Source organism: Roseateles sp. P1_C6 (genome assembly GCF_056406315.1).
In genome coordinates this window covers 202,843-220,058 of sequence record NZ_JBFUAK010000009.1, presented here as the reverse complement: position 1 = coordinate 220,058, position 17,216 = coordinate 202,843, and the positions used below count along the sequence as shown (strand labels likewise).

The following is a 17,216-nucleotide window of genomic DNA, read 5'->3' as shown; positions in this document are numbered from 1 at the left end:
CTGCCGCGGGGGCGAGGTTGCCGGGCCGGTCACTGGACCTGCCGCAGCAGCCAATAGATCGCCTTCACCGTCTGCAGCGCGATCGTCTGGTCTTCGGCGGCGAAGGCCTTGAGCGGCAGCACGCCGCTCAGGCCGACGCCTGGGATGACCACGACCGGCTGGCCCAGCGTGTCGGTGGACAGCGGGTGCGGCTCGGGCACGTTGATGAAGAGGTGACGCAGCAGCGCGGTGATCAAGCCCAGCGCGATCAACGCCAGCACGGCCAGCACCGTCACCAGCAGCTGGATCGGCGGCACCTCGATGTCGTTGATGAGGCTGGCCACCCAGGTCACCAGCACCAGCATGTCGACGGTGAGCGGCGTGTTCAGCACGCGGATCTGCTCGGTCTGCACCAGCAGGCCCGGCTGCTGGGTGAACTCGACGACCCAGGGGTGGCCCTGCACCGTGAAGCTCAGGCGCGCTTGCCGCGTGGTTTGTGGGTTGTCGCCAGCAGTGCAGTCGACGCGGCACAGGCCGGGCGCGATCGCTTGCGGCGCGGCGAGCTGAAGCCAGTCCGGTAGGCTGGCTGGCAAGGTCACTGCGGCCGCATCGGCCCTGATGACGAGCGGCACCGGGGCGGGCGAGCCCGAGCCGGCAGCCGACGGGAAGGCCACGAGCACGAGGCGCTGGGGCAGCGGGCGGCGTGGTGGCGCGTTCACGTCAGGCCTCCAGCCCAAGCAACTGGCCCGCCGCCAGGCTGGCCTCGTAGGCCACCAGGCCCTCGCCGATGGCAGCGGCGCTCAGTGGCAGCGAGGCCAGGATCAGCGGCGCCTGGTTCTCGCCGAGGATCTGGCTCATCAGCTCGTAGCCCATGCGCGCGCTGGGCAGTGCCACCGCGTTGACGAGCGCGGCGGCGGCCAGCGGCCCCTCGACGATCAAACCAGTGGCCGCCATGTCAACGCCCCGGCGCCGGCGGCAGGTTGTAGATCTGGCGGATGCGGTCGAGCACCCTGTCGTTCTCGCGCTTGATGGTCGCCATCTGCTCGTCCGCGTTGCCCTCCACGCCCAGCAGTGCGATCTGCTCGGCGACGATGACCATGGACTGCGCCATCTGCTGCGCGATGTCGGTCAACTCGGCGATGGGGATCGAGGGCTGGTTCATTTCCGCTCCTTGGGTGGCGATGGCGCTGGCTTGGGATGAGGCGGCTTTGGATGCTTTGGATGCGGTGGCTTCACCAGCAGCGGCTCGCCGGCGGCCTCGCGGCCCACCATCTGTGCATTGACGTGGGCGATGCAATCGGCAAACGAACGCGGAGGGCCGATGGGTTCGTGCTCATCGCCGAGGCTGCTCACCGCGATCACCGACAGCACGCCGGTGGACTTGCTGCGGATCACGTAGTACAGCTGCGGCGGCCCTGCCGCCATGACGGCGTGCTGGATGCGTGCGTCGATCTGCGACATCAGCTGGTTGCTCAGCTGCCGCACCCAGTCCGGCGCCTGGTCGTCATTGGGGTCTGCGGGGCTGGGCATGGCGAACTCCGCGGGGTCAGCGTGCGGCGGCCAGCGCCGCGCGCAGGTCCGCCGTCGTCTGGGCGGCCTCGTCACCGCTGAGCACCTCGACAGCGGCGCGGGCGTCCAACGCTGGAGATGCCTGCACCTGACCGGCCGCTTTGGCCAGGATGGCCAGCCGCAGCTGGCTCATGCCCTGCTGCCGCGCCACCTGGGACTGACCGGCCAGCTCGGTGTTGCGGACCTGGTTGGCGAAGGCGAGGTTGGACACCATGGCGCCCTGCTGCGCGATGGCCAGCAAGCCTTCCACTGCGCCTGTGACCAGCGGTGATGGCGACGGCTGCGGGCTGCGGCGGTCGTCAATCTCGATGTGGATTTCACTCATCTCGCCTCCTTGGGATGTGAGGCCGGAGCGCCTGCGGCGCCCCGGAAATGGTGGTCAGGCGTCAATTGCTGACGTTGACCTTCAGCGTGATGCCGCTCTTATCCAACTGGATCGACAGGTCCTCCTGCTGGAAGCTGCCCGGGATGCGCACCGTCAGAAACGGTGGCACGACCAGCGTGTCGCCCTCCAGGCGCAGGCCGCGCCGGAACAGCTCGCCCAGCAACTGCCGGAGGCGGCCCGGGATGCCGTTGGGACCAGGCCCCGGCGCCGGCGGGTTGGCAAACGCCGCGAGCGTCGACTTCAGGTCGGCAATGGTCTGCGCCAGCTCGTTGTTGCTCAGCACGTCGACGGCGGAGCGGGCTTCCAGCGGGCCCAGGTTGCTCACCGCGTTGGTGCCGCTGGCCAGCACCGACAGGCCCAGCTCGCCCACCGTGCGCTGATTGCTCACCGCGTTCTGCTGGCCCAGGTTGGTGCTGGCCACGACGTTGGCAAACGCGAGGTTGGAGAGCATGGCCGGTTGCTCGGAGATCGCCTTCAGGTTGCCGATGGCGACGGCGCTGACCACTTCGGGGTGGAGTGTGGACATGATTCATCCTCCCGTTCAGGGCGGATCAGGACTGCGCAGCCGGGGCCGATGCAAAGGCTTGCACCGTGGACTTCAGGTCCGCGATCGTCTGGGCCAGTTCGTTGTTGCTGAGGATGTCCACCGCCGAGCGCGCCTCCAGCGGCTGCAGGTTGCTGATGGTGTTGGCGGCCTTGGCCAGGATGGAGATGTTCAGTTCGTTCAGCGACTGCTGGTTCGCCACCGCGTTCTGCTGCGAAAGGTTGGTGTTGGCGATCAGGTTGGCGTGCGCGAGGTTGGACAGCATCGCCGGCTGTTCCGAGATCGCCTTGAGGTTGCCGATGGCGACGGCGCTGATGACTTCTTCGTTGAGTGCGGCCATGATGAAACTCCTTGGGTGGATGGTTGGGTGGATTCGGCGGGTGCCCTACCGCCGCCCCCGGCGAGCGGGGAGGCTGCGCCCGCCGTGCGCCTCGGGGCGCACGGAAGGACACGACAGAGGCCTGATGGGCAGCGGCTTCAGCCGCCGTTCGGCGCGGGCGGTGGGTTGACGTGCAGCGTCTGGATCTGCGCCAGGATGCGGCTGACGTCCTGCGCCATCTGGTCGATGGAGCTTTGGTTCCTGCAACCGCCCCCCTGACCGGCCTGGGCCGTTTGCCCCGCGTGCTCGATCAGCGTGACCGCCCGCGCCGCCGTGGCCATGTGAACCTGGTTCATGGCCTGCTGCTGGCTCAGCGCAATCTGCTGCTGCATGTTCTGGTTGAAGATCTGCTGCGCCAACGCCAGGTTGGCCAGCACGGCGGGCTGTTCCCCAATCGACTTGGCGTTGGAGATCGCGATTGCCTGAACGACGTCGGCGGGCAGTGAGTCAGCCATGGAGGTTCTCCCAGATCCCGATGCGTCGGGCATGCGATGGATGCTAGGGAAAGCGGCTGGCTGATCGAAGTATCACTACGGTATCTGGCCGCGCTGTTACGGTAACGCCAGGTGCTGCTTCAGCGCCTGGCAGATGCTCGTGGCGAGGGCTTCCTGCTCGTCGATGGAGAAGCCCGGCGCGCGGTCGAACTGCTGGGCCCAGGTGACCCGCTGCCGGGGCGCCTCCATCAGGCACACCGACGCGCGCAGGCGGTGCGGGTCGATGCGCAGGGTGCTGACGATGACGCGCGGGCGCGGCTCGTCCATCGCGCCGCTGAGCGGCTCGCCGACGACGACCGGGCCGAAGGCCTGCACCATCTGGCTGAGCAGCTCCTCTTGCAGCCCCTGCGCAAAGGCCTGGCCGGCCAGGCTGCCGGCAATGACGTGGATGGGCCGGATCGCCAGCGCGTCGCTTCGCGTTGACGCCGCCGACTCGATGGGCAACGGTGCGGACCGTGCGGGCCGGCGTCGTTCGATGACGGGCATGTAGCTGCCCAGAGGGATGCGGATGACCGCGTCGCCGGGCTGCGCGCATTCGGCGTCGTAGGTCTCCAGCCGGCGCCGTAGCCGGCCGACCTGCACGCGCACCGAGGGGTCTTCGCCCGGGCTGTAGTCCGAGGGCTTGCGCCCCAACACCTCCAGGCCGATGGCGTACTCCGTCGTCCCGCGCACATTGCCGCCAAGCGCCTGCTCCACCAGATAGCGCAGCAGCCGCCCCATCAGCCGTGCCTTGGCGAAGACGACGCTGCTCAGGATGCGTTCACAGGCCGCACGCGCCTGCGCTTCGCTGACTTCGTCGTCCAGACCCACCACTGCACAAGCCCTCTCCGCCGGCGGCCGACTTCAGCGCGCGCACCGAGGCTGGCCCGGTACCACTCACGCGACGGCCGCCTTGGTTCCGCCAACGGCAAACCCTGGCGCAAACGACATGCGTGCAGCAGAAGAAAACGGTTTTCCGGGCTGGGAGCCGCCATGCGCCAGCCGTCATCCCCTGTTTGAGTCCTCAATGCAGGGGACGAAGCTGCGCTCAATCAGGCCGTCAGGCGCCGCTGCAGCACAAGCGCGGCTTGGCGCCGAAGCGGCGGTTTGGGTCAGTGCGGGGAAGGTGGCGCTGCCGGAAAAGGAGTGCCGCGGTGGCTGCTGCAGCGCAGGGTGACGCAGGCAGCCCCGACCATCGGGCCTCGTGCAAGGCCTCGATCTGGCTCAGCGGCCTCAGCCGCCGTTGGCCACGGGGCTCCACCCGCCGCCCAGAGCCTTCACGAGCTGCGCTGTCGCCGCCCACTGCGCGCCGCGCAACTGCGCCAGCGCGCGCTCCGTCGCCAGCGGCGTGCGCTCGGCTTCGGTCACGTCGAGGTAGCTGACGGCGCCCTTGTCGTAGCGGCTTTTCGCCACCGTCAGCGCCTGGCCGGCCGAAGCCAACGTGCGGTTCTGGGCGTCCACCACCGTGGCGCGGCCCTGCAGCTCGGCGAGCGCGTCGTCCACCTCGCGCAGCGCCTGAAGCATGCGGCCGCGGAAGGCTGCGAGCGACTCGTCGACCGACGCCTTGGCGCCGGCCAAATTGGCCTTGTTGCGGCCGCCTTCGAAGATCGGCAGCGAGATGCTGGGGCCCACGTTGTAGAGGCGTGCCGGCGCGGAAATCAGCGAGCCCAGGTCTTCACTGGAGTAGCCGAAGCTGCCGGTCAGCTTGATGGACGGGTAGAAGGCCGCCTCGGCGATGCCGACCTGGGCCGTGGCGGCGTGCAGCTGCGCGAGGCTCTGGGCCAGGTCGGGCCTGCGTTGCAGCAGCTCGGACGGCAGGCCGGCACGGATCTGCGGCGGCGCGGGCAGCGACGTGGTGGCCTGCAGCTTCAGCTCGGCGGCGGCCTGGCCGGTCAGTGCGGCGATCTGGTTCACCAGCAAAGCCTGGCGGCGCGGCAGGTCGGCGACGTCGGCATCGGCAGAAGCCAGTTCGGCGCGCACGCGCTCCAGGTCCTGCGTCGTCGATGAGCCGGCGTCGAAGCGCGTCTGCGCCACCTTGAAGGCGTTGGCGCGGCTATCACGCAGGCGTTGCAGCGCCGCGGCCTCGTCGGCCAGCGCGCGCCATTGCCAGTAGGCGGCGGCGACATCGGCGGTCAACGCGACGCGGGCGGCGGCGGCGTCCAGCGTGGACGCATCCAGTTGCGCGTGAGCGGCCTCTTCCTGGCGCTTCACGCGGCCCCACAGGTCCAGCTCCCAGCCGATGCTGGCTTGCAGGCCAAAGGTCTCGCCTTCGAACGTGACCGGGTGGCCGTTCAGCACCGGCGTGGTCGTGGCTTTGGCCGACGTGCGCAGGCCGCCGGCGTTGGCGCCGACGTCCACGCGTGGCAGCTGGTCGGCCTTGGTGGCGCCGAAGACGGCGCGGGCGCGTTCGATGCGCGCGGCAGCCGCGGCGAGCGTCGGGCTGGCTTGCAAGGCCTGCGCCTCCAGCGCGTTGAGCTGCGCGTCGCCGAACACCAGCCACCAGTCGCGTTGCAGTTCGGTGCCAGCCGCGGGGGCAGCGGCGCGATAGGCCGCGGGCGCGTTGGCTGCCGGAGCTTGGTAGTTGGGGCCCAGCGTCGTGCAGGCGGCCAGGGCGGCCACGGCAACGAGGGTGAAAACAGTCTTGAGTTGGATCATGGTGATCTCTTTCGAATTCAGTGGGCGGCTTCGGCGGCGCCTGCGCCACCGAGCACCTTCTTGCTCATCCAGACGATGGCCACGCAGGTGACGAGGGCCAGGCCCAGGATCAGGAAGGCGTCGTTGTAGGCCATGACGAAACTGTCACGGCGCACGACGTTGTCCAGCGCCTTGATGGCCATGTCTTGCGCGGTGGCGAGGTCCGCGCCCTTGGACGCAAAGTTCTGCGCCAGCGCGTCCAGGCGGGCCTGCGTGGCGGCGTCGTAGAGGCTGACGGACTCACCGACGCGGGCGCTGTGCAGGTGCTCGCGGTTGGTCAGCAGCGTCGCCAGCGTGGCGATGCCGACCGAGCCGCCCAGGTTGCGCATCATGTTGAACATGCCCGAGGCGCTGGGCAGCAGGTTCGGCGGGATGCCGTTCACCGCGAAGTTGGTCAGCGTGATCATGATCAGCGGCTGGCCCAGCGCGCGCACGATCTGGGCGGCGAACAGCTCGGGACCGGCGGTGTCGGCGCTCATGTGGGTGTTCATGAAGCAGGACAGCGCAAACAGCCCGAGGCCCACGCTCATCATCACGCGGTTGTCCAGCTTGGTGGACAGCTTGGCCGCGAACGGCATGATGAAGAGCTGCGGCAGGCCCATCCACATGATCACGAGGCCGATCTGCATGGGCGTGTAGCTGGCGATCTGGCCGAGGTACAGCGGCAGGATGAAGGCCGAACCGTAGAGGCCCATGCCGGTCGCGAAGGCGATGACGCCGGCGATCAGGAAGCTGGGGCGGCCGAGAATGTGCAGGTCGATGAAGGTGTTCTTGCGCGTCAGGCCACGCCAGGCCCAGCCGTAGATGCCGCCCACCGCCAGCACGGCGGCCGTGATGATGAAGGGGCTCTGGAACCAGTCCTTGGCATTGCCCTCTTCCAGCATCGCGGTGAGAGACCCCAGGCCCACGGCCATGAACACGACGCCCCACCAGTCCACTTCGCGCAGCAGCCGCAGGTTCATCGGCTCCTTGTCCAGGCCGATGGTGACGCCCAGCATCAGCAGGATGCCGGGCACCCAGTTGATGTAGAAGATGCTGGGCCAGCCGTACAGCTCGGTCAGGTAGCCGCCGACCGTCGGGCCCAGCGTGGGCGCCAGCGTGGCCGTCATGCCGAACAGCGCCAGGCCGATGGGCCGCTTGTTCAGCGGCAGCTTGCGCGTGACCAGCGTCATCGCCATCGGGATCATGACGCCGCCCGTAAAGCCCTGGGCCGCGCGGAAGGCGATCATGCTCTCCAGGCTCCAGGCCATGCCGCACAGCGTGCTGAAGATCAGGAACAGCGCGACGTTGATGACCAGGTAGCGGCGCGTGGAGAACACCATCGCCAGGAAGCCGGCGAGCGGGATGACGACGATCTCGGCAACCAGGTAGGCGCTGGAGATCCACGAGCCCTCTTCCTGCGTGGCCGACAGCGCGCCGAGGATGTCGCGCAGCGACGAGTTGGTGATGGCGATGTCCAGCACCGCCATGAAGGCGCCCAGCAGGCTGGCCAGCACGGCCAGCCAGGTGCGGCCGCTGACCTTCTGATCCGGCGGCGGGGGGAGGTAGTTTTCGTTGCCCATGGCAGCGTTACTCGGCGGCGATCTCGACTTCCACCTGCACCGACAGGCCCGGCACGATGCGCGTGGCCTGCTCGCCCAGCGCCTTCAGGCTCTCGGGCTCGAAGACCACCTTGACCGGCACGCGCTGCACGATCTTCGTGAAGTTGCCGGTCGCGTTGTCCGGCGGCAGCAGCGCGAAGCTGGCGCCCGAGGCGGGGGCGAAGCTGTCGACATGGCCTTCCAGCGCCTGGCCCGGGAAGGCGTCAACCTTGACGTGCACCTTCTGGCCCGGCTTCATCCTGGCAAGCTGGGTCTCCTTGAAGTTGGCGACGATCCAAGTCTCGGGCTCGACGATGGCCGCGAGCTGCTGGCCGGCCTGCACACGCTGGCCCACCTCGACGGTGCGCTTGCCGATGCGGCCGTCGCTGGACGCGCGCAGTTCCACATAGCCGAGCTGGTTCTGCGCGTCCTTCAGCTGCGCCTGCGTGGCGCCCTTCTGCGCGTTGGCGGACTGGCGGGCGCTCTCGGCGGCCACGACGGCCTCCTTGGCGGCGGACGCGCTGGCCTTGCGGGCGGCGAGGTCGGCACGGGCCACGTCACGCGCGGCCAGCGCGGCATCCAGCTCCTGCTTGCTGGTCGCACGCAGCTCGGCACCGAACAGCGCCTGGCTGCGCTTGGCCTCCAGCTCGGTGCGGGCCAGCACGCTCTCGGCCTGGGTGACCTGCGAGTTGGTGACGGCGGCCTGCGCCTTGGCCTGGGCGATCTGTGCGGCGGTCGTCGCGATGGCCGCGTCGGCCTGCGCGATCTGTGCCTTCAGGCGCTCGATCTGCACGGCCGCGTCGGCCGGGTCCAGGCGCAGCAGCACATCGCCGGCCTTCACGAGCGCGTTGTCCTGCATGCGCATCTCCGTGACGACACCGGCCACGCGCGTGGCGACCGGGTGCAGTCGACCGGCCACGAAGGCGTTCTCGGTCTCGACCAGATGCTGGCTGCGCCACCACATGCGGCCACCCAGGCCGATGCCGCCGATCAGCAGCAGCGCGCCGACGATCAGCAGCGGCACGGGCGGGCCACTCTTGGCGGGCTTGGGCGCGACGGTGTTTTCTTGCGGTGCGTTCATGACAGATTTCCTTTTTGTGTTGCTTGGGTTTGTCTGGAGACAGATCGGGGGCTCAGGCGGCCCATGCCGCCTGACTGGAATCGCTGCAGCGCCGCCACGACCTGGCCTTCGTCGCTCATGACGAAGGGGCCGTGACGCACGACGGGTTCATGAAGCGGCCGGCCGCAGAAGCAAGCCAGGCGCAGTGCCTCGCCGGCCACGACGCGGGCGCTGCCGGCGACGGGCAGGCTGAGCGCGCGACCGGTGGCCAGCGGCAGGTCGCCCGCGTGGCCGCTGCCCTGGATGGCGATGGCAAAGCCTTGCTCGCCGTCGGGCAGCGTGAAATCGAAGGCGGCGCCGGCGTCGACGTCGACCAGCACCAGCGATGTGGACCAGGGCAGATCCAGCCCCGTGTCGGGGCCGAACACCTGCACGGCCCGCCAGCCCTCGCCAGCGCGGCGCGGCATCTGCTCGGCACCCAGGCGCAGGACGGTGGGCGCGCGCAGCTTCTGGTCGGCCGGCAGGTTGACGAAGATCTGCAGGCCGTGGGCCTCGCGGCCAGACTCTGCCGGGAACTCATCGTGCATGACGCCGCGGCCGGCCAGCGTCCAGTGCAGGCCGCCGGGGGCAATGGCGTACTCGCCGCCCAGCGAGTCACGGCTGACCATGCCGGTGGCCGAGTCGTCGAAGAGATAGGTCACCGCCGAGAAACCGGCATGCGGGTGCGGCGCAAACGTCGGCTCGCTCATGCGGAAGTGGTCGACCATGATGAAAGGGTCGAGCAGCACCAGCGGTTCACGCCAGCCCTCGGCCTGGAAGCCGGCACCGATGCGGTGCCTGTGGGGCTGGAGAAGACGGGTGGTTGACATGATGGGCCGGACTGTAGAGAGTTCCATTTCCGGCGAATAGCTGCAAAACTCAAACGCACTGTTCCGGAAACGAAACGAAATAAAACGAGACGATTGCGCCATGAAGATCGACGACCTCCTGCTGCTGGCCCAGGTCCACAAGGCCGGATCGCTGTCCGAGGCGGCACGGCAGCTGGACCTGCCCAAGGCCACGCTGAGCCGGCGCCTCACGGCACTGGAGACCTCGGTGGGGGCGCGGCTGTTCGTGCCCGGCGCCAGCCGCCTGACGCTGACCGAGTTGGGCGAGCAGCTCGCCGAGCGCGCCGCACGGCATGACGACGACATCGCCGAGACCCGTCACTGGCTGGCCTCGCGCGAAGCCACGCCACAGGGCCGGCTGCGCGTGTCCGTGCCGGCGGAGTTCGCGATGCTGGTGCTGGCCGAGAGCTTCGCGCGCTTCGTGCGGCGCTACCCCAAGGTGGAGCTGGAGGTGGACACGACACCACGCCGCGTGGACCTCTTCAACGAGCCCTACGACGTGGCCGTGCGCATGGGCCCGGTGGACGAGCCCGACCTGATCGCCCGCGAGTACATGTTGCTGGAGCGCGGCCTGTACGCCAGCCCGGTCTACCTGCAGGCCCGCCCTGCCCCGCAGACGCCGGCCGACCTGGCCGAGCATGACTTCGTCGTCATGACGCAGGCCAAGGGCATGTACAAGACGCTGCTGAATGGCAAGCAGACGGCCGAGGTGCATCTGCGCGGGCCGCTGGAGGCCAATTCCATCGGCCTGGTGCTGTCACTGACGCGCGCCGGCGGCGGCATCGGCAGCTTCCCGTTCGGCATGGTGGCGTCCGACATCGCCGCCGGCACGCTGGTGCCGGTGCTGCCCGAATGGAGCTACGAACCGCTGCCCGTGCACCTGTTGACGGCCAGCCGCAGGCTGATGCCGGCCAAGACGCGGGCCTTCATCGACCACCTGTTCGAGACGGCGCCGGAATGGGCGCACGTGAAGGGCGTGCTCGGGCCGGATGCCGTGCTCGCCCGCAAGGGCTGAAGCGCAGTCAGGCGCCGGCAGCCTTCACCTGGGCGGGCGTCACGCCCAGGATGCGGCGCAGCGAATTCGTCAGGTGCGCCTGGTCGGTGTAGCCCAGCTCGGCGGCCACATCCGCCGGCCGCAGCCCCCGCTGCAGCAGTGCGGCAGCGGCGTCGGCACGCAGGATCTGCTGCAGCTTCTTCGGGCTCAGCCCGGTCACATGCGCGCTGTGGCGCTGCAGGCTGCGGTCATCCACGCGCTGCCAGCCGCCCTGCGTGGCGCGGTGCACCAGGCGGTCCACCTCGATGAGGCCGCGGCGTGCCAGCGCCATGACGAACTGCTCGGCGTTGTCGAAAGTCGGCAGGGCCAGCCGCTCGCCGTCGATGAGGCAGTCGCGCGGACCGGCCAGCGCATGCACATGGCCCTGGTTCGCCATGTGGGCGCCGGGGCGCCGCGGCATGTAGACCTCGGGCCGGAAGGCGATGTTGAAGTAGCGGTCACCGGCCGCGCCGGGCAGCTGGACAGCGCGATCTGTCTGGCCCGTCTGCAAGACCATCAGGCCCTCGCCGGTTTGGCGGAACACCAGATCCCAGGTGCCGTCCGGTCGAGCGACCTCCACCGCCGCAGCGGCGTACTCGACCTGTTCGACGCGAGCGATGAAACGCGCGGCCGATGGTGAATCGGCCTCGCGCGTCTCGCGGCGGATGTCGGCGGGCATCCGCCCATGCTAATCGTCAACCCAGGCGGGCAAAGAAGCTGCGGATGTCGCCCACCAGCAGTTCAGGCGCATCGGCCGCGGCGAAATGGCCGCCTTCGGGCATCTCGGTCCACTGCTGGATGTTGCTGTGCGAGCGCTCGGCAAAGGCGCGCACGGAACGGAAGTCGTTCGGGAAGGATGCGACCGCCGTGGGCGCCGCGCTGGGCAGTTCGCGGTAGCCGGCGCCGGTCTGCGCGTTCTCGTAATAGAACTCGGCCGCCTGGCCGCCGGTGGCCGTGAACCAGTACAGCGACACATGCGTCAGGAAGCGCTCGCGGTCCATGGTCTGGGCGGCCTCACCTTCGAAGCCGAAGAAGAGCTCGGCGTTCCACGCCAGCTGCGCGACCGGCGAATCGACGAGGCCGAAGCCCAGCGTTGCGGGCCGCTTGGACTGGATCTCGGCGTAGCCGTTGTACTTCTGGAAGCGCGACAGATTGCCCATGCCCTCCATCTCGAAAGGCGACAGCTTCTCCATCTCGCCGGGCGCGCCGCTCGGGAAGGCGAAGATCTGCTGCAGGTGCACGCCCACCAGGCCTTGGGGGTTCAGGATGCCCAGCTCGCGGGTGACCAGCGCACCGGCATCGCCGCCCTGTGCGCCGTAACGCTCATAACCGAGGCGCTTCATCAGCGTGTCCCAGGCGGCGGCGGTGCGCGCGGCATCCCAGCCCGGGCCGGCCAGCGGCGACGAGAACGCAAACCCCGGCAGGGACGGGATCACGAGGTGGAAGGCCACCGCCGGGTCGAGGCCATGAGAACGCGGATCGCTCAGCGGCCCGATGACGTCGAGGAACTCGGCCACCGTGCTGGGCCAGCCGTGGGTGAGCAGCAGCGGCAGCGCATGCGGCTCCGGGGAGCGCACGTGCAGGAAGTGGACGGCCTGGCCGTCGATCTCGGTCGTGAACTGCGGGTGGCGGTTCAGCGCGGCTTCCTGCTCACGCCAGTCGTAGTCGTTCAGCCACTGCTCGGCCAGCTCGCGGACGAAAGCCACCGGTTGGCCGCGGCTCCAGTCCTGGGCCACCGTCTGCGGCCAACGGGTCTGGCGCAGGCGCTGCTGGAGGTCGTCGATGGCGGCTTGCGGGATGTCGATGCGGAAGGGGCGGATGGCGGGGTTCATGGCAGGCTCCTGGTGGGGTGGTCGATGGAGCCAGTTTCGGCAGCGGCGGGTTTTGGGTCTTGTAAAAACCCGCCACAACTGCCGCTGCCCTACCCCGCCAGCAAGGCCCGCAACCCTTCCTCGTCCAGCACCGTGACACCCAGCGTGCGAGCCTTCTCCAGCTTGCTGCCGGCTTCCTCGCCCGCGACGACGTAGTTCGTCTTCTTGGACACCGAACCACTGACCTTGCCGCCCGCGTCCTCGATCAAGGCCTGCGCCTCGTCGCGCGACAGCGTCGGCAGCGTGCCGGTCAGCACCAGCGTCTTGCCCAGCAGCGGGCGCGGCCGGTCGTCGGCCTCGCCGGCGCTTTCCTTCGGGCTCACGCCGGCCGTCAGCAGTTGCTCGACGACCTCGACGTTGTGTGGCTGCGCAAAGAAGGTGTGGATGCTGGCCGCGACGATGGGGCCCACGTCGGGCACCTCCAGCAACTGCTCGACGCTGGCGTGCATGAGCTTGTCCAGCGTGCCGAAGTGGCGTGCCAGCTCCTTGGCCGTCGTCTCGCCCACCTGGCGGATGCCCAGCGAAAACAGAAAGCGCGCCAGCGTCGGCGTCTTGCTCTTCTCCAGCGCGTCGACGATGTTCTGCGCGCTCTTCTCGGCCATGCGGTCCAGCGCGGCCAGCTTGGCCACGCCGAGCTTGTAGAGGCCCGGCAGGCTCAGCACGATGCCAGCATCGACCAACTGCTCGACGAGCTTGTCGCCCAGGCCCTCGATGTCCATCGCACGGCGGCCGGCGAAGTGCAGCATGGCCTGCTTGCGCTGCGCGGGGCAGAACACGCCGCCGGTGCAGCGGTAGTCCATGCCGCCCTTCTCACGCGCCGCCTCGCTCTTGCAGATGGGGCAGGCGCGCGGCATGTGGAAGTTGGGCACGTAGCCGGCGCGCTTGCCGGGCACGCGGCCCACCACTTCCGGGATCACGTCGCCGGCGCGGCGGATGATGACCTGGTCGCCCAGGCGCACGCCCTTGCGGCGCATCTCGAACAGGTTGTGCAGCGTCGCGTTGCTGACCGTCGTGCCGCCGACGAACACCGGCTCCAGCCGCGCCACCGGCGTCAGTTTGCCGGTGCGGCCCACCTGGATGTCAATGGCCAGCAGCTTCGTCACCTGCTCCTGCGCCGGGTACTTGTGCGCCACGGCCCAGCGCGGCTCGCGGGTCTTGAAGCCGAGCTTGGCCTGCAGCTCGCGCGAGTTGACCTTGTAGACGATGCCGTCGATGTCGAACGGCAGCGCGTCGCGCTTGGCCGCCATGTCCTGGTGGAACTTGATCAGCCCACCCACGCCTGAAACCACCACGCGGTCGCCGTTGACCGGCAGGCCGAATGCCGCCAACGCGTCCAGCATGGCGGCATGCGTGGCCGGCTGCTCCCAGCCCTGCACCTCGCCCAGGCCGTAGGCGTAGAAGGACATCGGCCGCTGGCGCACCAGCGCCGGGTCCAGCTGGCGGATGGCGCCAGCGGCCGTGTTGCGCGGGTTCACGAAGGTCTTCTCGCCGCGCTCGCGCTGGCGCTCGTTGAGCTTCTCGAAGTCGTCGCGGCGCATGTAGACCTCGCCGCGCACCTCCAGCACGGCCGGGGCGTCACCGCGCAGGCGCAGCGGGATCTGGCCGATGGTGCGCACGTTCTGCGTGACGTCCTCGCCGGTCTCGCCGTCGCCCCGCGTGGCCGCCTGCACCAGCACGCCGGCCTCGTAGCGCAGGTTCATCGCCAGGCCGTCGAACTTCAGCTCGGCCGCGTACTCCACTGGCGGGTCGGCCTCGGTCAGCCCCAGCTCGCGGCGCACGCGGGCGTCGAAGGCGATGGCGCCGCCCTCCGTCGTGTCGGTCTCGGTCGTGATCGACAGCATGGGCACGACATGGCGTACCGGCGTGAGGCCGGCCAGCACGGCGCCGATGACGCGCTGGGTCGGCGAATCCGGCGTCTGCAACTCGGGGTGGGCGGCTTCGAGGGCTTGCAGCTCGGCGAAGAGCTTGTCGTATTCGGCGTCCGGCAGCTCCGGCGCGTCGAGCACGTAGTACTGGTGGGCGTGGTGGTTCAGCTGGGCGCGCAACTCGGCGGCGCGCTGCTGAACGTCTGAGGCGAGGGCGGCGGTCATGGGGGCATTTTGTCGCGGCCGGACAATGGCTCTCATGAGCTCCCGCGTCGACGTTTCACTGCATGCCGGCCCCAGTGCCGGCTTCGACCAACCCTTCGAGATGCTGGCGGCCTGCCACGAGCGCGTGCGCCGCAGCCTGGACCTGCTGCAGCGCCTGCACGCCCATGTGGTGCAGCACGGCGTGGACGGCCAGGCCCGGGACGCGGCGGCCGACGTGCTGCGCTATTTCGACCGCGCCGGCCCCGCTCACCACGAGGACGAGGAACGCCATGTGCTGCCACGGCTGCGCATCGCGGGCCAGGCAGCGCTGGCCGATCGCCTGCACGCAGAGCATGGCCAGATGACGCAGATGTGGGGCCGGCTGCGGGAGCCCTTGCAGCACTGGGCGCTCGGGGAACCTGCGCTGATGGATGCAGATTTGTTGCTGTGCTACACGACGCTGTACGGCGGCCACCTGGCCATCGAGGATGAGCAGGCGTTCGCGGCCGCCCGCGCCGAAACCGACAGCGAAGCGCTGCTTCTCATGGGAGAAGAGATGGCACAGCGCCGTCACGGCGCTTAGATTGGCCGCGCCTTGATGTCGCCGTTCTAGGGATAAATCGCTGGCATTGGTAGTTTTCCTACACAACGCCGCGTTGCCACTGCCTAGAGTTCGCGCACTTTCCAGAACCAGGAAGGTAGGCCAGGGCAAGTCGTCGATTGGCCGCATGCAGCCGCCCCGCGACGAGGGTGGCGGTCCTCAAACCCGGAGACAAATCCATGCAAATGCTGCCACCGAGCCGCCGGCTCGCCCACGCCCTGACGCTGGCCGCCAGCGCCGCCCTGGCCTCCTTCGCGCCACCTGCCCTGGCGCTGAACCCGAACTCGACGTCCGTGCAGATGTTCGAGTGGGCCTGGCCCGACATCGCCACCGAATGCACGCAGTGGCTGGGCCCCAAGGGCTTCGGCGGCGTGCAGATCTCGCCGCCCGGCGCGTCCAAGAACGCCAATGGCTGGTGGGGTGTCTACCAGCCCGTCAACTACGTGAACCTGACCAGCCGCATGGGCACGCCCGCGCAGCTGCAGACCATGATCAACACCTGCCACGCGGCCGGTGTGCGCGTCTACGCCGACATCGTCGTCAACCAGATGGCCGACGGCAGCGGCACGGCCACGGATGGGTCGAGCTGGAACGCCGGCACGCTGGCCTACCCGTACTTCAGCGCCAGCGACTTCCACGCGAACTGCAACATCAACGACAGCGACTACAACTCGCCGGCCGGCCGCAGCAACGTGCAGAACTGCCGCCTGGGCGGCCTGCCCGACCTGGCCACCGAGAGCAGCTATGTGCAGGGCCAGATCACCAACTACCTGAAGGCACTGCTGGCCATGGGCGTGGATGGTTTTCGCATCGATGCGGCCAAGCACATGCCGGCCGGCAGCTGGACGACCATCATGAACGCGGTCAAGGCGGCCTACCCGACGACGCTGCAGGGCGAGCCCATCTGGGTCACGCAGGAGATCATCAACGACGGCGAGGTGGACCGGCCCAGCTACTTCCCGGTCGGCACGCTCAACGAGTTTCAGTTCACGTCGGCGATGCGCGACGTCTTCCGCAACAACAACGGCCTGAACCTCGCCAGCATCCCCGGCGTGATGGGCACCTGGGGCAACTGGGGCGGCAGCTGGGGCTTCATCCAGCCGCAGAACGCGACCGTATTCATCGCCAACTGGGACACCGAACGCAACGGCGGCTCGCTGAACATCAACAACAACGGCGGCGCCGATGCGGCCGGCCAGCGCTACACGCTGGCGCATGTCTTCATGCTGGCGCAAGGCTACGGCGAGGCGCAGCTCTACTCGGGCTTCAAGTTCACGGACACCGGCGCCGACCGCCCAAGCACCAGCCCCTACAGCGGCGGCAGCCCGCAGATCAACGTGGTGTGGGACTTCGCCCACCGCTGGACGCCGCTGGCCAACATGGTGGCCTTTCGCAACGCGAGCATCGGCCAGGCGCAGCAGAATTGGATCGTCGGCAACAACGGCAACCAGGTCGCCTTCAGCCGCGGCAACGTCGGCTTCGTCGCGCTGAACAACAGCGGCAGCGCCTGGACGCGCACGTTCGCCACCGGCCTGGCCGCAGGCACTTACTGCAACGTCATCAACGGCACCAAGAACGCCGCCGGCACGGGCTGCACGGCCGATTCGGTCACCGTGGACGCCAGCGGCAACGCCAGCTTCACGGTGCCGGCCAACAGCGGCGGCAGCACGCCGGCCGTGGCCATCTACACGGGCCAGAAGACCAACGGTGGCGGCGGCAGCAGCTGCTCGGTGAGCTTCACGATCGCGAACGCCAACACCGTCGTGGGTCAGAACCTGCGCGTGGTCGGCAACGTCAGCGGCCTGGGTGCCTGGGCACCCGGCTCAGGCTTTGCGCTGACCATCCAAGGCTCGGGCGCCAACGTGCCGTGGACGGGGACCGTCAGCCTGCCCGCTGGCACGGCCATTCAGTACAAGTACGTGAAGTGGAACGGGTCGTCGGCGGTCTGGGAAAGCAACCAGGCCACCGGCAGCGGCAACCGCGAGTTCACGAGCTGCGCCAGCGGTTCGCAGTCGCGCAGCGACGGCAACTTCAAGTTTTGAAGAAATGCGGCCCCTCGTCCAAGGGGCACCTTGGACGGTCCCCCGAGGGG

At 69.0% G+C, this 17,216-nt stretch carries 19 protein-coding genes; 3 read left to right on the top strand and 16 right to left on the bottom strand.

Annotated elements, in window-relative coordinates:
- Positions 1-29 precede the first annotated feature (29 nt).
- The 13 genes from AC1D29_RS20670 to AC1D29_RS20610 all read right to left on the bottom strand — a co-directional run bounded on the left by AC1D29_RS20670 (position 30) and on the right by AC1D29_RS20610 (position 9,532).
- A complete protein-coding gene (locus tag AC1D29_RS20670; protein ID WP_477900903.1) occupies positions 30-698 on the bottom strand; it encodes a hypothetical protein in 669 nt (222 codons plus the stop codon).
- A 1-nt stretch (position 699) separates the two neighbouring features.
- The gene (locus tag AC1D29_RS20665) at positions 700-933 is read right to left on the bottom strand and encodes a hypothetical protein (protein WP_477900902.1); all 234 of its coding nucleotides are present in this window, start codon (positions 931-933) and stop codon (positions 700-702) included.
- Between the two features lies 1 nt (position 934).
- The gene (locus AC1D29_RS20660; protein WP_477900900.1) at positions 935-1,141 is read right to left on the bottom strand and encodes a Ras family protein; all 207 of its coding nucleotides are present in this window, start codon (positions 1,139-1,141) and stop codon (positions 935-937) included.
- Positions 1,138-1,509 (bottom strand): hypothetical protein, encoded by a 372-nt coding sequence (locus AC1D29_RS20655; RefSeq protein ID WP_477900898.1) that lies wholly within the window; start codon positions 1,507-1,509, stop codon positions 1,138-1,140. The genes AC1D29_RS20660 and AC1D29_RS20655 overlap by 4 nt, the downstream gene beginning before the upstream one ends.
- A gap of 16 nt (positions 1,510-1,525) precedes the next feature.
- A complete protein-coding gene (locus tag AC1D29_RS20650; protein WP_477900896.1) occupies positions 1,526-1,873 on the bottom strand; it encodes a hypothetical protein in 348 nt (115 codons plus the stop codon).
- Positions 1,874-1,934: 61 nt separating this feature from the next.
- Positions 1,935-2,459 carry a hypothetical protein gene (locus AC1D29_RS20645; protein WP_477900894.1) on the bottom strand — a complete coding sequence of 175 codons (525 nt, stop codon included), beginning with the start codon at positions 2,457-2,459 and terminating at the stop codon, positions 1,935-1,937.
- 25 nt (positions 2,460-2,484) lie between these two features.
- A complete protein-coding gene (locus tag AC1D29_RS20640; protein WP_477900892.1) occupies positions 2,485-2,817 on the bottom strand; it encodes a R body protein in 333 nt (110 codons plus the stop codon).
- Positions 2,818-2,954: 137 nt separating this feature from the next.
- A complete protein-coding gene (locus AC1D29_RS20635; protein WP_477900890.1) occupies positions 2,955-3,311 on the bottom strand; it encodes an FAD-binding monooxygenase in 357 nt (118 codons plus the stop codon).
- Between the two features lie 96 nt (positions 3,312-3,407).
- The gene (locus AC1D29_RS20630; RefSeq protein WP_477900888.1) at positions 3,408-4,160 is read right to left on the bottom strand and encodes a hypothetical protein; all 753 of its coding nucleotides are present in this window, start codon (positions 4,158-4,160) and stop codon (positions 3,408-3,410) included.
- Positions 4,161-4,562: 402 nt separating this feature from the next.
- A complete protein-coding gene (locus AC1D29_RS20625) occupies positions 4,563-5,984 on the bottom strand; it encodes an efflux transporter outer membrane subunit (RefSeq protein WP_477900886.1) in 1,422 nt (473 codons plus the stop codon).
- Between the two features lie 17 nt (positions 5,985-6,001).
- Complete coding sequence (locus AC1D29_RS20620; protein ID WP_477900884.1) at positions 6,002-7,585, bottom strand: DHA2 family efflux MFS transporter permease subunit; 1,584 nt, start codon at positions 7,583-7,585, stop codon at positions 6,002-6,004.
- Between the two features lie 7 nt (positions 7,586-7,592).
- Entirely contained in the window at positions 7,593-8,684 is a 1,092-nt protein-coding gene (locus tag AC1D29_RS20615) for an HlyD family secretion protein (protein WP_477900882.1), read from the bottom strand.
- Entirely contained in the window at positions 8,681-9,532 is an 852-nt protein-coding gene (locus tag AC1D29_RS20610) for a pirin family protein (RefSeq protein WP_477900880.1), read from the bottom strand. Before AC1D29_RS20610 ends, AC1D29_RS20615 begins: the two co-directional genes overlap by 4 nt.
- 100 nt (positions 9,533-9,632) lie before the next feature.
- Between AC1D29_RS20610 and AC1D29_RS20605 the strand changes: the two genes are divergently transcribed.
- Positions 9,633-10,565, top strand: a complete 933-nt coding sequence (locus tag AC1D29_RS20605; RefSeq protein WP_477900878.1) for a LysR family transcriptional regulator — start codon at positions 9,633-9,635, stop codon at positions 10,563-10,565.
- A 7-nt stretch (positions 10,566-10,572) separates the two neighbouring features.
- Here the strand turns inward: AC1D29_RS20605 and AC1D29_RS20600 are convergent, their stop codons facing one another.
- From AC1D29_RS20600 to ligA, 3 genes are all read right to left on the bottom strand, one after another.
- Positions 10,573-11,262: a helix-turn-helix domain-containing protein gene (locus AC1D29_RS20600; RefSeq protein WP_477900876.1), complete on the bottom strand. Its 690-nt coding sequence runs from the start codon at positions 11,260-11,262 to the stop codon at positions 10,573-10,575.
- A gap of 16 nt (positions 11,263-11,278) precedes the next feature.
- A complete protein-coding gene (locus tag AC1D29_RS20595; RefSeq protein WP_477900874.1) occupies positions 11,279-12,415 on the bottom strand; it encodes an epoxide hydrolase family protein in 1,137 nt (378 codons plus the stop codon).
- A gap of 89 nt (positions 12,416-12,504) precedes the next feature.
- Complete coding sequence (ligA, locus tag AC1D29_RS20590; RefSeq protein WP_477900872.1) at positions 12,505-14,544, bottom strand: NAD-dependent DNA ligase LigA; 2,040 nt, start codon at positions 14,542-14,544, stop codon at positions 12,505-12,507.
- Between the two features lie 34 nt (positions 14,545-14,578).
- On the opposite strand from ligA, the gene AC1D29_RS20585 reads away from it, so the two are divergent.
- Both AC1D29_RS20585 and AC1D29_RS20580 read left to right on the top strand, forming a co-directional pair.
- Positions 14,579-15,106, top strand: a complete 528-nt coding sequence (locus tag AC1D29_RS20585) for a hemerythrin domain-containing protein (protein ID WP_477900870.1) — start codon at positions 14,579-14,581, stop codon at positions 15,104-15,106.
- Between the two features lie 197 nt (positions 15,107-15,303).
- Positions 15,304-17,166 (top strand): carbohydrate-binding module family 20 domain-containing protein, encoded by a 1,863-nt coding sequence (locus AC1D29_RS20580; protein WP_477900868.1) that lies wholly within the window; start codon positions 15,304-15,306, stop codon positions 17,164-17,166.
- The last annotated feature ends 50 nt before the right edge of the window (positions 17,167-17,216 follow it).